We start from the raw sequence: 16,759 nt of genomic DNA, 5'->3' as shown, positions 1-16,759 counted from the left end.
CTTCCCCGGAGTAGGAGACGCAGGTCACGCGACGAAGGAGTCACCGCATGAGCGAGGCATTGGCCAACTTGCTGAACGAGACGCGCCAGTTCCCGCCGCCGGCTGAACTCGCCGCGAACGCCAACGTGACCGCCGAGGCGTACGAGGAGGCGGCCGGTGACCGGCTGGCCTTCTGGGCGCGTCAGGCCGGCCGGCTGGCCTGGGCCCAGCCGTGGGAGCAGGTGCTCGACTGGTCGAACGCCCCGTTCGCGAAGTGGTTCACCGGGGGCACGCTGAACGTGGCGTACAACTGCCTGGACCGGCACGTCGAGGCGGGCCTCGGCGACAAGGTGGCGATCCACTGGGAGGGCGAGCCCGGCGACACCCGCACCGTCACCTACGCCGACCTGCACCGGCTCACCTGCCAGGCGGCGAACGCGCTGACGGAGCTGGGCGTGACCGCCGGTGACCGGGTGGCGATCTACATGCCGATGATCCCGGAGGCGGCGGTGGCGATGCTCGCCTGCGCCCGGATCGGCGCCACGCACAGCGTGGTGTTCGGCGGCTTCTCCGCCGACGCGCTCACCAACCGGATCCAGGACGCCAGCGCCAAGGTGGTGATCACCGCGGACGGCGGGTACCGGCGGGGCAAGCCGTCGGCGCTCAAGCCGACCGTGGACGAGGCGGTGGCGAAGTGCCCGTCGGTGGAGCACGTGCTGGTGGTGCGGCGTACCGGTGAGGAGGTCGCCTGGTCGGGCAGGGACCACTGGTGGCACGAGACGGTGGAGACGGCGGCGCCGGAGCACGAGGCGCAGCCGTTCGACGCCGAGCACCCGCTGTTCATCCTCTACACCAGCGGCACGACGGCCCGGCCGAAGGGCATCCTGCACACCACCGGCGGCTACCTGACCCAGGCGTCGTACACCACGCACGCGGTGTTCGACCTGAAGCCGGAGTCGGACGTCTACTGGTGCACGGCCGACATCGGCTGGGTGACCGGGCACTCCTACATCGTGTACGGCCCGCTCTCCAACGGCGCCACCCAGGTCATGTACGAGGGCACGCCGGACACCCCGCACAAGGGCCGGTTCTGGGAGATCGTCGACAAGTACAAGGTGACCATCCTGTACACGGCGCCGACGCTGATCCGCACCATGATGAAGTGGGGCGAGGACATCCCGGCCGGGTACGACCTGTCGTCGCTGCGTCTGCTCGGCAGCGTCGGCGAGCCGATCAACCCGGAGGCGTGGATCTGGTACCGGCAGCACGTCGGCCGCGGCGAACTGCCGGTGGTGGACACCTGGTGGCAGACCGAGACCGGCGCCATCATGATCTCGCCGCTGCCCGGTGTGACCGAGGCGAAGCCCGGCTCGGCGATGGGCCCGCTGCCCGGCATCGTCGCCGACGTGGTGGACGACCAGGGTGAGTCGGTGCCGAACGGCGGCGGCGGTTACCTGGTGCTGAAGGAGCCGTGGCCGTCGATGCTGCGGACGGTGTGGGGCGACGACAACCGCTTCCTGGAGACGTACTGGTCGCGGTTCGGCGCGGGCGCCAACATCGGCGACGAGTGGGTCTACTTCGCCGGTGACGGCGCGAAGAAGGACGACGACGGGCACATCTGGCTGCTCGGCCGGGTGGACGACGTGATGCTGGTGTCCGGCCACAACATCTCCACCACGGAGGTGGAGTCGGCGCTGGTCAGCCACCCGTCGGTGGCGGAGGCGGCGGTGGTCGGCGCGACCGACCCGACCACCGGGCAGGCGATCGTCGCGTTCGCCATCCCGCGCGGCACCGCGGAGACCGCCGGCGACGCGGGCGAGCAGCTCATCGCCGAGCTGCGCAACCACGTGGCGAAGACGCTCGGCCCGATCGCGAAGCCGCGGCAGATCATGCTGGTGCCGGAGCTGCCGAAGACCCGCTCCGGCAAGATCATGCGCCGGTTGCTGCGGGACGTGGCGGAGAACCGGTCGCTCGGCGACGTGACCACGCTCCAGGACTCCTCGGTGATGGAGTTGATCTCGTCGGGGATGAGCGGCGGCAAGTCCGACGAGGACTGACGACAGCCGACCAGGGGGCGGACCGAGGCGCGGTCCGCCCCCTTCGTCGTATCCGGGATCCGCGCCGGTCGATCGGGGGACCCGATCTGACCTGATCGGCCAGAGCACTTTTCCACCACTGTCGATGTCGCTTGTTGTCGGTTACGTTCAGCCGCACCGGCGGATTTCGACGAGCGTCAGTGAGACGGCCGGTTCCCCACCATTCCCTACGAACGGAGTGGCATGCTCCCCATGTCGCAGCACAGGGCACGGCGACGCTTACTCGTCGCGCTGCCCGTCATCGCGCTCGCGGCCACGTCGCTGACCGTGACGGGCAGCGCGGCGGCCCAGCCGTCCCGGTCCGCACCGGTCACGATCGGGGCGGACGAGCACTACATCAACTACGCCGAGCCCGAGGTGCAGCCGGACACCGGCGGCAAGGAGATCAAGGGCCGTGACGGCGTCTTCACCTCGCCCGCGGACGAGGCCCGCGCCTACGACCGCAAGTACGCCGGGGGCAACCCGATCGCGGCCCGTGAGCTGGCCAAGCTGGAGGCCAAGTCCATCCGGACCGGCAAGAGCCCTCGCAAGATCAAGCAGGCAAAGAGTACGCAGACCGCCAAGCTGCTGACGCTGCTCGTCGAGTTCAACGACAACGCCAACGACGACTTCACCGACGTGATGGTCCCGAAGACGGTGTTCGAGGACCGCACCTGCGTTCCCGGCACGGTGCAGAACGGGCCGCGGCACAACACCATCCCGAACCCGGCCACGCTGCCGCACAAGGACAACAACTCGATGTGGGTGCCGGACTTCTCGCCGGCCCACTACGACAAGATGCTCTACAGCAAGAAGGGCATCACCGAGCGGGTCCGCAAGGACCTCAAGGGGCCGGACGGCAAGCCGGGCATCAGCCTCGCCGGGCGGACCATGCACAACATGTACCTGGAGATGTCCAAGGGCGCGTACACGGTGGACGGGCAGGCCACCCCGTGGATCACGGTGCCGCACTCGGAGGGCTGGTACGCCGCGTCGCGCTGTTTCCAGGACGAGAACGGCAACTGGGTCGCCGGGCGTGAGCAGTCGATGAACGGCCACCCGGACAACCCGCAGGGCGCCGGCCGCCTCGCCACCGACGCGATCGACGCGCTGGCCGCGGCCGACCCGAACTTCCCCTGGGCCGACTACGACATCGAGGACCAGAGCGACCGCGACGGCGACGGCAACTACCACGAGCCGGACGGCGTGATCGACCACCTGGTGCTGGTGCACGCCAACCAGGGCAAGTCCCGTGGCGGCGGCGACATCGGCATCTACTCGGTCTGGGCGCACTCCTCGACGGTGGCCGGCGGCTACACGATCCCCGGCACCAACCTGAAGGTGTCGAACTACATCGTGCAGCCGGAGGACGCCGGCGTCGGCGTCTTCGCCCACGAGTTCGGCCACGACCTGGGCCTGCCGGACCTCTACGACACCTCCGGCAACGCCGACTCGGACGTGGACTTCTGGGACCTGATGGCGTCCGGCTCGCACTCCGGCGAGATCTTCCAGGCGCTGCCCACCCACATGGGCCTGTGGGACAAGTGGGTGCTGGGCTGGGCCGAGCCGAAGACGTTCGGGCCGGGTGACCGGTCCAAACTGGTCAAGCTCGGGCAGACGTCGCGTACGCCGGTCGGCACCGAGGACGGCATCAAGATCGACCTGCCGGACAAGGTGATCTCACTGGCGACGCCGCACAGCGGCGGCAACATGTGGTACTCCGGCGCGGACCAGAACTGGGCCGACGTCAAGCTCAGCCGCACGGTGACCGTCCCGAACGCCGCCGACGCGAAGTTCTGGATGTGGAACAACTACGTCATCGAGGCGGACTGGGACTTCGGCTTCGTCGAGGTCTCCACCGACGGCGGCGCCACCTGGAACGAGCAGAAGGTGTACGCCGAGGGCGGTGCGCTCGTCTCCACAAACGACGGCTACGCCGACCCGAACGGCCGGATGGTCGACTTCGGCAACAAGAAGTACGGCCTGAGCGGCAGCACCGGCGGCTGGCGGCACGACTACGTCGACCTGTCGTCGTTCGCCGGGCAGACCGTGCAGGTGCGGCTGCGGTACGCCACCGACGAGGCGTTCGTCGAGCGCGGCTGGTTCGCCGACGACTTCTCGGTGACCGGCGGCGGCGCCACCACCTGGAGCGACGACGTGGAGAGCGGCGCGGCGGGCTGGACCCAGACCGGCGGCACCTTCACCGACACCAGCGGCGCGGGTTGGTACATCGACTCGGGCACCCAGGTCAAGTCGCACTACTACCTGGCCGAGTGGCGTAACTTCGACGGCTTCGACAACGGCCTGAAGTACACCTACGACACCGTCTACTCGCACGAGGCGTGGAAGGTCGACCGGATCGCGTACAACGCGCCGGGCATGCTGGTCTGGTACCGGGACACCCAGCTCGGCGACGTCAACCACGTCACCGCGCAGATGACCGCGCTGCCCAGCTACGGCGCCAAGGGCGGTCTGCTGATCGTCGACTCGCACAACGACCCGCTGCGCCGCAAGGGCACCGCGGCCGAGAAGGACCCGTCGGTGCTGAAGAACCTGCCCAGCCGGCCGCAGTCCTCCAACGCCGCGTTCGGCCTCAAGCCCACGTACCCGTTCAAGGAGTGCCTGGAGGCGGCGGACGAGCCGTACAGCGAGTACTGCACGAAGTTCGGCCCGCAGGCGCCGGTGAAGGGCTTCACCGACGCCAAGGGCTGGTACCCGGGCATCGAGATCCGTGACGGCGCCGCGTACGCGCGGGACAACGACGCCTCGGTGGTCGTCCCGTCGCGGGGCAACCAGCAGTACACGACCCGGGTGGTGAACCCGGACGGCACTCCGGCCACCGACTACTACGGTTCGACGCTGGGTGGCGGGGCGATCGTGCTCGGCACCGGTAACCCGGGTGACGCGGGCGTCCAGTACGGCGTCTCGATCATCATCAAGCGGGCCGCCAAGGACAACTCGTACGCCCAGGTGTACGTGGTCCCGCCGCGTCCCTGAAACGGGCGCGGTCAAAGCGGAACCGGAATGACCGAAAAATGATCTGATCTAGCTCGATGGGGGAAGGGCCGGGAGCGCTCACGCTCCCGGCCCTTCCGCGTAACCCATTAATCCATGCATGTCTCTGCAATCGCCGCTCCGCGCATCGTCGCTGGTCAACGGCTCGGTGACGGGCAGGTGTGTGACGGTGAAAAGCGTTCTCAACAAAAAGTTGCAACAAATCGACGCACGCGTCTTCCCACCAGTCGCAGCAGTGTCTATGTTCACCCTTGGTCCCACCAGTGGACCGTTCCACCGGCCCGTACCCCCAGTTGGGCCGGTTCCCTCACACCGGAGGTACCACGTGCGCAAAGTCGCAGTGGGTCTGCTCGGGCTTTCGCTGACCGCGACGGGGCTGGTGGCAGGCACGGCCGCCAGCGCCGCGCCGACGCCGAAGCTGCCGGCCGCCGCTCCGTCGGTGGCCGAGCCTGCGCAGGCTGAGCACGACCTGCCCAACCCGCTCGAGGAGAAGCGGCGCGCGCTGCGCCAGGAAGGCCTCAGCGAGGTCCTGTCCGGCAGGGCGAAGGCCCAGAAGATCAACGGCAGCACGGTCGTCAAGGTCGGCGAGCGGGCCGCCGCCGGTCCCGCGGCGGGCAAGGCAGCCAAGAGCACCAAGGCCGGCAAGGGTCCGACCAAGGACCAGTACGTCGAACTCTCCCGCGAGCGGACCGACAGGATCTTCGTCATCCTCGCGGAGTTCGGCGACGAGCGGCACCCGAACTACCCGGACCAGGACACCGACCCGGACACCCCGGGCCCGACCCGGTTCGACGGTCCGCTCCGCAACCAGATCCCCCAGCCCAACCGCGCGGTGGACAACTCCACGGTCTGGCAGGCGGACTACAGCGCCGACTACTACCGGCAGCTGTACTTCGGCACCAACCCGGGCGACGAGTCGCTGAAGCAGTACTACGAGGCCCAGTCCTCGGGTCGGTACAGCGTCGACGGCGAGGTCACCAACTGGGTGAAGGTGCGGTACAACGAGGCTCGCTACGGCCGCTCCGGCGGCTACCCGTGTGCCTCGAACGTCTGCACCAACACCTGGGCCCTGGTCCGCGACGCCGCCAACCAGTGGGTCGCCGACCAGAAGGCGCAGGGCCGCTCCGACGCGGAGATCGCCGCGGACGTCAAGGCGATGGACCAGTGGGACCGGTACGACTTCGACGGCGACGGCGACTTCAACGAGCCGGACGGCTACATCGACCACTTCCAGATCGTCCACGCCGGCGGCGACGAGGCCGACGGTGACCCGTACCAGGGTGAGGACGCCATCTGGAGCCACCGGTGGTACGCCTTCGCCAGCGACCAGGGCAACACCGGCCCGGAGAACTTCCCGGCCGGCGGCACCCAGATCGGCAACACCGGCGTCTGGATCGGTGACTACACGATCCAGCCGGAGAACGGTGGCCGGAGCGTCTTCTACCACGAGTACGGCCACGACCTCGGTCTGCCGGACGACTACAACGTGGTCAGCGGTGGGGACAACAACAACGAGCACTGGACCCTGATGGCCCAGAGCCGGCTCGGCGCCAAGAACGACGGCGGCATCGGCGAGCGCGGTGGCGACCTCGGCGCCTGGAACAAGCTCCAGCTCGGCTGGCTCGACTACGAGGTGATCGTGGCCGGCCAGAAGCGCACCCTGGAACTCGGGCCGCAGGAGTACAACTCCAACAAGGCCCAGGGCGCCGTGGTGGTGCTGCCGCAGCGGGAGTACACGTTCCAGAACGGCAAGCCGTTCGAGGGTACGAAGCAGTTCTTCTCGGGCAACGACGACGACCTGAACAACACGATGACGCGCACTGTCGACCTCACCGGGAAGACCAGCGCCGCGCTGTCGATGAAGGGTCGCTACAGCATCGAGGCGGACTACGACTACCTGTTCTTCGAGGCGTCCACCGACGGTGGCCAGACCTGGACCTCGCTGCCCGGTACGGCCAACGGCACCCCGCTGAAGGAGATCTCCCCCGGGCGCTACGCCCTGGACGGCTCCAGCAACGACCAGTGGGTCGACGTCAACATCCCGATGGACGCGGTCGCCGGCAAGGTCGTGCAGTTCCGGCTCCGCTACCAGACGGACGGCGGCGTGTCCGAGGGCGGCTTCTACGGTGACGCGATCACCGTGACCGCCGACGGTCAGACCCTCCTCACCGACGGCGCCGAGGCCGGTGCCAACGGCTGGACCCTCAGCGGCTTCAGCATCGTCGAGGAGACCTACACCCGTAAGTTCGACAACTACTACATCGCCGGTCACCGGTCGTACGTCTCGTACGACAAGTACCTCAAGACCGGCCCGTACTTCTTCGGCTACGCGAACACCCGCCCGGACTACGTGGACCACTACGCCTACCAGGAGGGTCTGCTGATCTCCTACTGGAACCTGCGGTTCGCGGACAACGACACGTTCGCGCACCCGGGTGAGGGTCGGAACATGATCATCGACGCGCACCCGCGGCCGATCTACAACCTGACCGGCCAGCCCTGGCGGGCCCGTGTCCAGGTCTACGACGCGCCGTTCAGCCTGAAGAAGGCCGACTCGTTCACGCTGCACATCAACAGCCAGCCGCAGTACATCCGCGGTCAGGACGCGCAGCCGCTGTTCGACGACACCAAGCAGTACTGGTACCCGGAGCTGCCGAACCACGGCGTCAAGCTCCCGGCCACCGGCACCAAGATCAAGGTCCTGGAGCAGAACGGCACCTCGCTGAAGGTCCGCTTCTCCTGATCCACTGATCGACGCGCCACGCGATGCCCGGGCGGGCTCACCGCCCGGGCATCGCCCTTTCCGGGAACCCGGCGTACCCCGCCCGCGTCCCATCCGTTCGACACCCGCCCCACGCTGCCGGCCGCCCCACGATGGCGCTGATCGACGGCGCGGCCGAGACGGAGGATCCGTGTCCGACGACCACCAGCCGGCCGCGAGCGACGCGGGCACGCCCGCCGACCGGCCCACGCCACTGCCCGCCACCGAACTGCCGACGCTGCGGCGTCCCGCCGGCCCGCCGAGGAAGCCGACCGACAACCGGCCAGCCGGCGTCGTCGCCGGATGGATCACCCGGGGCGGCTCCGGACCCTGCTACGGCCTGATGGACGAGAACGGCACGGAGTACGCCGTGTACGGCCCGAACGCCGGGGAGTTGCGAAAGGGCGACTTCGTCTCGCTGCGGCTCACCGCACGGGCCCGCTCGGTGGACTGCGGGCCCGGCATCCCGATGCGCGTCGCCGAATCCTGACCCCGCAAGCGGTCGCCGGGCCACATGGGTCACCTCCCGGAGAAATCCCTGATCCTGGTCACCTGCGAGCCCGATGCGCGATCGGCGGCCCTAGGCTGTGCCCCATGACCGACCAGCGCGGCGGACCCGTCGACGAGTCCTGCGTCCTGCCCGAAGGGCCGTGGACGCACCGGTTCGTCGGCGCCAACGGCAGCCGGTTCCACGTCGTCGAGGCGGGCGCAGGCCCGATGGTGCTCTTCCTCCACGGCTTCCCCGAGTACTGGTACGCCTGGCACGAGATGCTGCCGGCAGTCGCGGACGCGGGCTTCCGGGCGGTCGCCGTCGACCTGCGCGGCTACGGCGCGAGCGACAAACCACCCCGGGGGTACGACGGCTACACGCTCGCCGCCGACGTCGCCGGCCTGATCCGCGCGCTGGGCGAGCGGTCGGCCACGGTGGTCGGCACCGGCGCGGGCGGGCTGATCGGCTGGACCGCCGCCTCCTTCCACCCGACCCTGGTCCGGCGGCTCGTGGTGCTCGGCGCGCCGCACCCGCTGCGGCTGCGGGCCGCCATCTTCGCCGACCCGCGCGGCCAGTTCGCCTCGGCCACCGCCACGCTGAAGTTCCAGCTCCCCCGCTACGAGCACGTCCTGACCCGGGACGACGCCGCCGAGGTGGAGGAGATCCTGCGCCGGTGGGGCGGCCCACGCTGGGCGAACAGCCCCGACTTCGCCGACTACGCCCACTGCTGCCGGGTCGCGATGCAGATCCCGCAGGCCGCGTTCTGCGCGATGGAGGGCTACCGCTGGGCGTTCCGCTCGGTGCTGCGGCTGCACGGCTACCGCTTCGTGAAGCTGATGCAGAAGCCGCTCGTCACGCCGACCCTGCAACTGCACGGCGCGCTGGACCGTGCCTCGCTGCCCCGCACCGCCCAGGGCTCCGGCCGCTACGTCAGCGCGCCGTACGAGTGGCGGCTGCTCGACGACGTGGGGCACTTCCCCCACGTGGAGGCCCGTGACCTGGTGCTCGGCGAGGTCCTGCGCTGGGCGAAGTCCTGACTCAGACCCGCTGCTCGCCCAGGTCGGCCACCTCGGTCGCGGGCGCCCAGCCCTGGTAGACGCCGAAGTCGAACGCCTCCAAGCCCATCGCCTCGGCCACCGGCCAGCGCCCGCCCGTGTACTCCAGCCGCAGCCAGCCCTCGTGCTCGGCCAGCACGATGAACGGTTGTCCCTGCCAGGTGCAGGTGGTCCGCACGTACGCGAGATCGTCGACCTCGGCCGCCGGCACCACCCGGACGTACCGGCCGGGGCGTACCTCGGTGAAACCCTCGTCCGGACCGGGCTGGTAGAGGCGGACCTCGTCCCCGGCGGGGCTGGCCTGGTACTCCCGTCCCCGCCAGCGGGCCACGTAGCCGTCGCGGGTCACGCCTCGTCCGCCTTCCGCCAGACCAGCGCGTCGGTGTCCAGGACCGCGACCAGCCGCGTCTCGCCGTCCGCGCCGAGCCGCCACAACTCCGCGCCGTGCGGCAGGCGGGCGCTGTCCACCTTGAACTCGGCGATCACGTCGCTGCTCTCCCCGGGAGCGAAGCCGTTGCCGCGGAACGGCGGCCGCTCGATCACCCAGCCCTCCATCGCCCGCATCGCGGCCTCGTTCGGCCCGCCGTAGGGAATCCGGTAGAGGCTCGGCCGGTAGGCCGGCCAGCGCAGCAGGTAGATCTCCTCGTCGTCCGGGGAGAACGGCGATCCCGGGTGGCCGAGGCCGAGCGCCCGGTACATCTCCGCCGGGGTACGCAGGTGCGCCAGCTCCCCGGCCCGGTGCACGAAGCCGGAGACCCGGTCGTAGCCACGCTCCAGGTAGTACGCGAGCTGGCTCGCCGCGATCGCCTTCTGCATGCTCACCGGCCGGTTCGCGGCGATCGTCGGCGCCTCCGGGCGCTGTCGTTCGGCCGGCTGCGGCGCGGCGGCCGGCTCCGGGTCGTCGCCGAGGCCCACCTCGGCCGCCCAGTTGGCGAGCGCCAGAACCTGCTCCCCCGGGTACGTCGCACCGACCGGGCTGCCCGGGTTCACCCGAAACGACCAGGACACGTCCGGCCACTTGCGAATGAGCTGGACGAACTTGACCCGTACCGTCTCGACCGCGTCTCCGGCGTGCTCGGCGAGGCGTTCCGGGGAGGTGTAGACCGAGACGGACGTCTCGCCGTCCACCGGCTCGGTGTGCCAGACGAACCCCGGCTCACCCGGCCGGCTGCCCGCGGCCGAGTCGGGCGCGGCCGGCAGCAGCACCCGGGCCAGCAGCAGGGTGGTGAGGAAGCCGTCGGTGCTCCCGCTGCCCGCGGCGGCCAGCAACTCCTCCTCCACGTTGTTCGCCGGCACGAAGTCGGCCGGAGCGGCGGCGCTCACCGGGTCGCCGTCGATCGGCGCCGGCTCCGCCAGGGGCGCGGGCGGCGCCGAGGTGTCCGGCGTCTCGTGCGGGGTGGACAGCGCGACGGTCGGCTCACCCGGCGCGAACAGCGACGTGGTGACGGAGTCGTCGAAGGCCGCCGGTTCGGCCTCGGTGGCCGGCTGCGTGGCCGGCTCGGCGTCGGCGGCCGGCTCGAAGAGCGACACGGTGGCCTGTTCCCCGGCGGTGGCCGGCGCGAACAGGGCCGCCGTCTGCTCGGGCGGCGTCGGCGCGAACAGCGAGGTGGTCGGCTCGGCAGCCGGCGTGTGCGCCTCGAACAGGGAAACCGTGGGTTCGGCCGTCGAGGTGAACGACACCGTCGGATCGTCGAGCCGCCCGGCCCGGTCGAACGGCGCCGTCTCGGCCGGCGCAACGGTGTGGGCGGCCTCGGTGAGGTTCATCGTCTCGTCGCCGGTCGTCAGCAGCGGGTCGGCCGGGAGCGGCGCGGTCGGGTCACCGGCCCAGGGTGCCGCCGCGTGATCGGCCGGCGCGGCACGCACCGGGTCGGCGTACTGCGCGGACCAGGGCTGATCGGGCTCGGTCAGGTCGCGGGCCTCGATGACCGTGCCCTCGATGACGATGGGGGTGAAGTCCCGGCGCGGCGCGGGCGGGCTCGACACCGGCTCGGCGATCGAGGGCGACAGCGCCTCCGTCGGGTCCTCGGCAGCGTTCCAGGGCGGGGCCTCCCGGTCGGGGCCGACCGGGTCGGCCCACGTGTCCGTCGCGGGGGTGGCAGGGCCGGAGTGACGTCGGGGCAGCGTCCCGATGGCGTCCTCGGGTGGGCGGCTCGGCCGGAACGCCTGGGTCGCCTCGTCGGTCCGGAGCGCCGGAGGTGGCTCGTCCGCCTGCGCCGCGAACGCCTGGGTGGGGTCCTCCCGTACCGGCTCGTTCAGCGGACGGCGACGCGGAAACGGCTGGCCACCGGCGAACCGGGTCGGCGGGGTGGCCCGGTCGGCGGCCCGCCGTGGCGCGTCCAGCGGTGACGGGCGCCGGGCCGAGCGACCGGAGGCGGGCTCGAAGAAGGACCGCGACGGTGGCGGTGGCGTGGGGGTCGGCGGCGGCTCGTCGGTCGACGCGGGCTCGGCGGCGAAGGGGTCCGGCTCGTCGGGGCGGCGGCGCAGGTCGGTGAGCCAGCCGTCCAGGGCGTCCGTACCCGGTTCGTCGCCCGGGTCGGCGCGGCCCGGGCTGTCCCGGTCCGGCTCCCGGCGGCGGGGCGGCACGGTCGGCAGCCGCCGCCCCAGCACCGAACCGCCGCGTACCGGCACCGTCGGCGGCTCGTCGTCCGCAGTCCGCCGTCCGCCCCGGTCGCCCGGCACCGCCGGAGGCGGCACCGCGGGAGGCGGCACCGCGGGAGGCGGAACGGCTGCGGGCGGAACCGCGGGAGCCGGAACGACAGGGGGCGGGACGGCGGCCGGCGGGACGGGTACGGCGGACGGGCGAGGCGCGGAATCGGGTACGCCGTTGCGAGCGCTCCGGGCCGCGCCCTCCACCCGCTCCAGCCGGGCCCGAGCGCCCATGGTCCGCCCGGGCAGCCGGACGTCGCCCCGGGAGAGCTGAGCCACGTACCAGGCGGGCAGGTAGCCCTCGATCGGCAGCCCGGGGTTGACCGCCAGCCACCACTCCGGGTTGGGCCAGCCGTCCGCCAGTTCCGGGTAGGGGACACGGCGGGCCGTGCCGGCGTTCTCCCCCAGGCTGGCCCGCAGCGCGGCGGCGGAGGTGAAGGCGAGCACGTGCGTGCGGCCGCCGGAGGTCCAGGTGCCCCATCCGCCGGCCGGGCCGCCCGCGACCGGCAGAAACAGATCGACGCGCGTCAGCACCCGAAAGTACTGCTGCTGGTCCTGGGCGCGCAGCGCGTCCCGCATCGCCACCTCGGCCTCGGTGGCCGGCTCCCATCCGGTCACGGCCACCTCTCCTTCCGCGAACAGGCCACAGGCATCGCCTACAACCTACAAGGTGACAGCAAGATCAGGACTTCTGGCCATCGACGGTCCGCCCCGATGTCCACGAGGCGATAACATCCCGTCCCGGAGCCGACACGTTACGGAGGTCGTCGATGTATCGGCCTGTCGCGCACCCGGCCGTGGCCGCCCTGGCGACGCTCCTCGCCGTCGGGTCTCCGGTCGCCCCCGCGGCGGCTCGCGCGCCGGCCGGCTGCGCCTCGCCACCCGCCCCGGCGCGGCCGGTCGCGCAACAGCCGTGGCCGCAGCAACGGTACGCCCCGGACCGGCTCGCCCCGCTCGCCACCGGCGCCGGAGTCGTGGTCGCGGTGATCGACTCGGGCGTGGACCGGTCCCATCCGCAGCTCGCCGGGCGCGTCCTGTCCGGCGCCGACTTCCTCGACCCGGGCGGGGACGGCACCCGGGACTGCGCCGGGCACGGCACCGGTGTCGCGAGCATCGTCGCCGCCGCCCCGCAGCCCGGCGTCGCGTTCCGCGGCCTCGCGCCGGACGCGCGCATCCTGCCGGTACGGGTGAGCGAGCAGCAGGTGGTCGAGGGGCGGGAGTCGGGGCGTACCGTCGACGCGGCCGGGTTCGCCCGGGCGATCCGGTGGGCGGTGGACCACGACGCCGACGTGCTCAACCTGTCGGTCGTGCTGTACGCGGACGACCCCGACGTGCGCGCCGCCGTCGCGTACGCGCTGCGACAGGACGTGGTGGTGGTGGCCGCCGCCGGGAACCTGCACGACAACGGCGATCCCCGGCCCTACCCGGCCGCGTACGACGGCGTGCTGGGGGTGGGCGCGATCGGCCCGGACGGCACCCGCTCGGCGTTCTCCCAGACCGGCCCGTACGTCGACGTGGTCGCCCCGGGCAGCGAGGTGCTGATGGCGGCGCCCCGCCAGGGACACCACCGGGCGGAGGGCACCAGCTACGCCACTCCGTTCGTGGCCGGCACCGCGGCGCTGCTGCGTCAGTACCGGCCCCGGCTGAGCGCGGACGAGGTGGCCGCCCGGATCGTGGCCGCCGCCGACCCGGCCCCGGGACGGGAGACCGGCTACGGAGCGGGGGTGCTCAACCCGTACCGGGCGGTGACCGAGTCGGCGGGCGTGGTGGACTCCCGGCCCCGGCCGGGCGCCGCGCTGCCCGCCGACCGGCCGGATCCGGCCGCGCTGGCCCGCGAGGCTCGCCGCGGGACGGCCCGGGACCGGGCGCTGCTGACCGCCGCCGTCGTGGGCGGGACCGTGGCACTCGTGGCGGCGCTCGCCCTGGTGCTGCCGCGCGGAGCACGGCGCCGCTGGCGGGCGGCCGACCCGGCCTGAACCGCCGTGCGGCCCGGATCGGCAGACCCGGGCCGCACGGGACGCTTCACTGGAACAGGTTGGTGTTGCGCTTCTCGGTGTCGAGGTAGTCGGCCGCGGAATCCTCCACCGCGAGCTTGATGTCGCGCAGCATCGCCTGCAGGTCCTGCGAGGCGGCCCGCCACCGGGACTGCCGCACCTCGTACGCCTCGCGGGCGGCGCCGTTCCAGCTCGCCACCAGCGGGGCGGCGTCGCGTTCCAACTGGCCGAGCTGGCTCTCCAGGGTGGACAGCGCCCGTTGGATGTCGGCGCCGGCCTGTTGCAGGGCGGCGAAGTTGACGACCAGCACACCGTGCTCCATGAGTTCGATCCTTCCGGTTGTCAGAGCGGCAGCTGGATGCCGCGGTTGGTGCCCGCCACCCGGCCGGCGGCCTCGGTGTCGGACAGGTCGTACTGCCGGCCGGCGGTGCGGATCGCGGTGGCGGTCTCCCGCAGCGCCCGCTGCAGGGCCGCCTGGTCCTGCGCCCACTGCTGCTTGACCTGCGCGAACGAGCGCCCTCCGGCGCCCCGCCAGGCCTGCTGCAGCACCTCCAGCTCGGCCATCAGGCCGCTGAGCATGGTCTGCAGCGACTGGTCGACCTGCTCGAACTTCGCGGCGGTCTGCTGCATCACCGCGGCTTCTGCCTGGGTCTGGGACATCCCCGACGTCACCTCGTCTCCTCGGTCGTGGCTGGTCACCCCGGTGACCACCGTGGACTCGCCGGGGGCGCCCGGGGCCGGTGGAGGGGAAGACCAGGCGGCGGCGGACACGCGACTCGACGATTTCGTCGCTGACGGTAGCCGCCCCACTCCGGTTCTGCTACCCCCTCGGGCTCCCCTGTGGACAACTCGGCCATTACGATGTGCCACGGTGATGTCACAGCGGGACCCGGGCGAGGAGGTGCGGTGGCCGCGACGACAACGATCCGGCCGGCCGCGTCCGCCCCACTGTGGACACGGCGGCCGGGCGCGCGGCAGCGGGCCGGTCAGGTCGTGGCGACACAGGTCGCGGCGGCCGTGCTGGTGGCCGCCGCCGGGCGGGGCTTCGTGGCGACCGCCGCCGCGCTGCTCACCGCCGCGCTGATGCTGCCGGCCGCGTGGATCCGGGTGCGCGGCCGCTGGCTGCACGAATGGCTCGTCACCGCCGTCGCCTACCTGACCCGGCGCCGCGCCCTGCCGTCGGCCGCCGATCCGGCGGCGCTGCTGGAACTGGTCCGGCCGGGGGCGGTGGCCGGCTCCACCGAGCTGGCCGGCGGTCCGGCCGCGGTGCTGCACGACGCCGCCGGCCTGACCGCGCTGCTGGAACTCGGCGACCCGGACGACCTGCTCGGTGACCACGCGCGCCGGCTGCCCGTACCGTCCGACCTGCTCCCGCCGAGCGGCCCGGACGCCCCAGCGGTCCGGTTGCAGCTCGTCTTCTCGTCCTCCCCCGCGCCCGTGCCGGCCGTCGCGGGCGGTCCCGCCGGGACGTCCTACCGGCAGCTCACCGACGGCCGGGTGCCGGGGCGGACGCGCGCGGTCCTGGCCGTCCAGGTGTTGCGGGCGGACGGCTGGCCGGACGAGGAGTTGCTGCGGGCGCTCTCCGGCACGCTGCGGCGGATCGTCCGCCGGCTCGGGCCGCTCACCGCCCGGCCGCTCGGCGGGGACGCGGCGCTGCGGGTGATCGCCGAGCTGGCCCATCACGAGCCCGGCGCCCCGGTCCGGGAGACGTGGCCGCTGCTCACCGTGGGCGGGCTGGCGCAGGCCACCTGGCGACTGCGCCGGTGGCCCGATCCGCGGGGCGAGCCCTCCCCGGGGCTGGTCACCCGGCTGCTCGCGGTGCCCGCCACCGCCACCACCGTCGCGCTGACGGTCGGACCCCGCGCCGGGACGAATCCGGCCCCGGCCGAGTTGGCGGTGCGGGTCGCCGCCGGCAGCGCGGACGAGTTGTCGGCGGTGGATCGGACGCTTCGGCGCGTCGCCGGTGACGTCGGCGGGGAGCTGCGCCGGCTCGACGGGGAGCACCTGGCCGGGCTCGCCGCCACGCTGCCGCTCGGGGTGACCGGTGGGTCCGGGTCGCCGCCGCCCGCGCTGGAACTGCCCCCGGCCACCGCCGGCCTGATGGTGGGCGCCAACCGCCACGGCGCCGCGCTCACCGTGCGCCTGTTCCGGCCCGCCCCGACACGGGTGCTGCTGATCGGCGGTGTGCCGGCCGCTCAACTGCTCGTGCTGCGGGCGCTGGCGCTGGGCGCCCGGGTGGCGGTGCAGACCGGCCGTCCCCGGGCCTGGGAGCCGTTCGTCCGCGGCGTCGGGACGCTCGGTGGCGGCGTACCGCTGCTTCCGCCGGGGCGTCCGCCCGGCGGCGCGCCCGCCTCACCGCTGTGCCCGCTGCTGGTGGTGGTCGACATCGGCCCGGTGCCGCCGGAGGCCGGGACGGACGCGGCCTGGCAGTCCGTGCTCGTGGTCCGCGACGAGCTGACCGCGGCCGACACGGCGACGCTGGCCCGCGCCGACCTGGCGATCCTGCAGCCACTCGACCCGGACGAGGCGGCGCTGGCCGGAGCGGCGCTCGGGCTCGGCGGATCCGCCGACTGGTTGACCCGCATCCGCGACGACATGGTGGCGGTGGTCAACCGGCGGGCCCTGCGGTGGGCGCTGCTCTCACCGACGCCTGTGGAGTCGCAACTGGTCGGTCGCCCGGTGCGACGCTGAGGCGCGCGGGGGGCGTCACGCTGCTTTCCCTGGTGGTACGTCCGTGGCACGAT

At 72.5% G+C, this 16,759-nt stretch carries 11 protein-coding genes; 7 read left to right on the top strand and 4 right to left on the bottom strand.

Annotation, left to right across the window (positions count from 1 at the left end; all coding sequences use genetic code 11):
• Nucleotides 1–47 precede the first annotated feature (47 nt).
• The 5 genes from acs (at nt 48) to HA073_RS03805 (ending at nt 9,357) form a co-directional block, all read left to right on the top strand.
• A complete protein-coding gene (gene acs, locus HA073_RS03825) occupies nt 48–2,036 on the top strand; it encodes an acetate--CoA ligase (protein ID WP_043327265.1) in 1,989 nt (662 codons plus the stop codon).
• Between the two features lie 231 nt (nt 2,037–2,267).
• A complete protein-coding gene (locus HA073_RS03820) occupies nt 2,268–5,051 on the top strand; it encodes an immune inhibitor A domain-containing protein (RefSeq protein WP_223201261.1) in 2,784 nt (927 codons plus the stop codon).
• A gap of 358 nt (nt 5,052–5,409) precedes the next feature.
• Nucleotides 5,410–7,812, top strand: coding sequence for an immune inhibitor A domain-containing protein (locus tag HA073_RS03815; RefSeq protein ID WP_043327268.1), 2,403 nt, complete (start codon nt 5,410–5,412; stop codon nt 7,810–7,812).
• A gap of 169 nt (nt 7,813–7,981) precedes the next feature.
• Nucleotides 7,982–8,320 (top strand): hypothetical protein, encoded by a 339-nt coding sequence (locus HA073_RS03810; protein WP_166455710.1) that lies wholly within the window; start codon nt 7,982–7,984, stop codon nt 8,318–8,320.
• 104 nt (nt 8,321–8,424) lie between these two features.
• Entirely contained in the window at nt 8,425–9,357 is a 933-nt protein-coding gene (locus tag HA073_RS03805) for an alpha/beta fold hydrolase (protein ID WP_166455709.1), read from the top strand.
• A 1-nt stretch (nt 9,358) separates the two neighbouring features.
• On the opposite strand, the gene HA073_RS03800 is transcribed toward HA073_RS03805, so the two are convergent.
• Together HA073_RS03800 and HA073_RS03795 are read right to left on the bottom strand one after the other, a co-directional pair.
• The gene (locus tag HA073_RS03800) at nt 9,359–9,724 is read right to left on the bottom strand and encodes a hypothetical protein (protein WP_166455708.1); all 366 of its coding nucleotides are present in this window, start codon (nt 9,722–9,724) and stop codon (nt 9,359–9,361) included.
• Nucleotides 9,721–12,639 (bottom strand): SseB family protein, encoded by a 2,919-nt coding sequence (locus tag HA073_RS03795; protein ID WP_166455707.1) that lies wholly within the window; start codon nt 12,637–12,639, stop codon nt 9,721–9,723. Before HA073_RS03795 ends, HA073_RS03800 begins: the two co-directional genes overlap by 4 nt.
• Nucleotides 12,640–12,791: 152 nt before the next feature.
• Here HA073_RS03795 and mycP point away from each other — a divergent pair, with 152 nt between their 5' ends.
• Nucleotides 12,792–13,997: a type VII secretion-associated serine protease mycosin gene (mycP, locus tag HA073_RS03790; RefSeq protein WP_043327278.1), complete on the top strand. Its 1,206-nt coding sequence runs from the start codon at nt 12,792–12,794 to the stop codon at nt 13,995–13,997.
• Nucleotides 13,998–14,043: 46 nt separating this feature from the next.
• Here the strand turns inward: mycP and HA073_RS03785 are convergent, their stop codons facing one another.
• Both HA073_RS03785 and HA073_RS03780 read right to left on the bottom strand, forming a co-directional pair.
• Nucleotides 14,044–14,337 (bottom strand): WXG100 family type VII secretion target, encoded by a 294-nt coding sequence (locus tag HA073_RS03785; protein WP_043327280.1) that lies wholly within the window; start codon nt 14,335–14,337, stop codon nt 14,044–14,046.
• 20 nt (nt 14,338–14,357) lie between these two features.
• Nucleotides 14,358–14,675, bottom strand: coding sequence for a WXG100 family type VII secretion target (locus HA073_RS03780; protein WP_030503719.1), 318 nt, complete (start codon nt 14,673–14,675; stop codon nt 14,358–14,360).
• Between the two features lie 246 nt (nt 14,676–14,921).
• Here HA073_RS03780 and eccE point away from each other — a divergent pair, with 246 nt between their 5' ends.
• On the top strand, nt 14,922–16,706 hold the full coding sequence (gene eccE, locus HA073_RS03775) for a type VII secretion protein EccE (RefSeq protein WP_166455706.1): 1,785 nt from the start codon (nt 14,922–14,924) through the stop codon (nt 16,704–16,706).
• Nucleotides 16,707–16,759: the final 53 nt, after the last annotated feature.

Origin of the sequence: Micromonospora sp. CMU55-4 (genome assembly GCF_011602315.1) — a bacterium.
In the GTDB taxonomy this organism is placed as follows: Bacteria; Actinomycetota; Actinomycetes; order Mycobacteriales; family Micromonosporaceae; genus Micromonospora; species Micromonospora chalcea.
The sequence above is the reverse complement of the archived record's forward strand: the minus strand, read 5'-3'. Positions and strand labels throughout refer to the sequence as shown.

Excerpts from the sequence above, each read along its gene's own strand:
- mycP (WP_043327278.1), top strand. The coding sequence starts at position 12,792 with ATGTATCGGCCTGTCGCGCACCCGGCCGTGGCCGCCCTGGCGACGCTC.
- HA073_RS03780 (WP_030503719.1), bottom strand. The coding sequence starts at position 14,675 with ATGTCCCAGACCCAGGCAGAAGCCGCGGTGATGCAGCAGACCGCCGCG.
- acs (WP_043327265.1), top strand. The coding sequence starts at position 48 with ATGAGCGAGGCATTGGCCAACTTGCTGAACGAGACGCGCCAGTTCCCG.
- HA073_RS03820 (WP_223201261.1), top strand. The coding sequence starts at position 2,268 with ATGTCGCAGCACAGGGCACGGCGACGCTTACTCGTCGCGCTGCCCGTC.
- HA073_RS03805 (WP_166455709.1), top strand. The coding sequence starts at position 8,425 with ATGACCGACCAGCGCGGCGGACCCGTCGACGAGTCCTGCGTCCTGCCC.
- HA073_RS03785 (WP_043327280.1), bottom strand. The coding sequence starts at position 14,337 with ATGGAGCACGGTGTGCTGGTCGTCAACTTCGCCGCCCTGCAACAGGCC.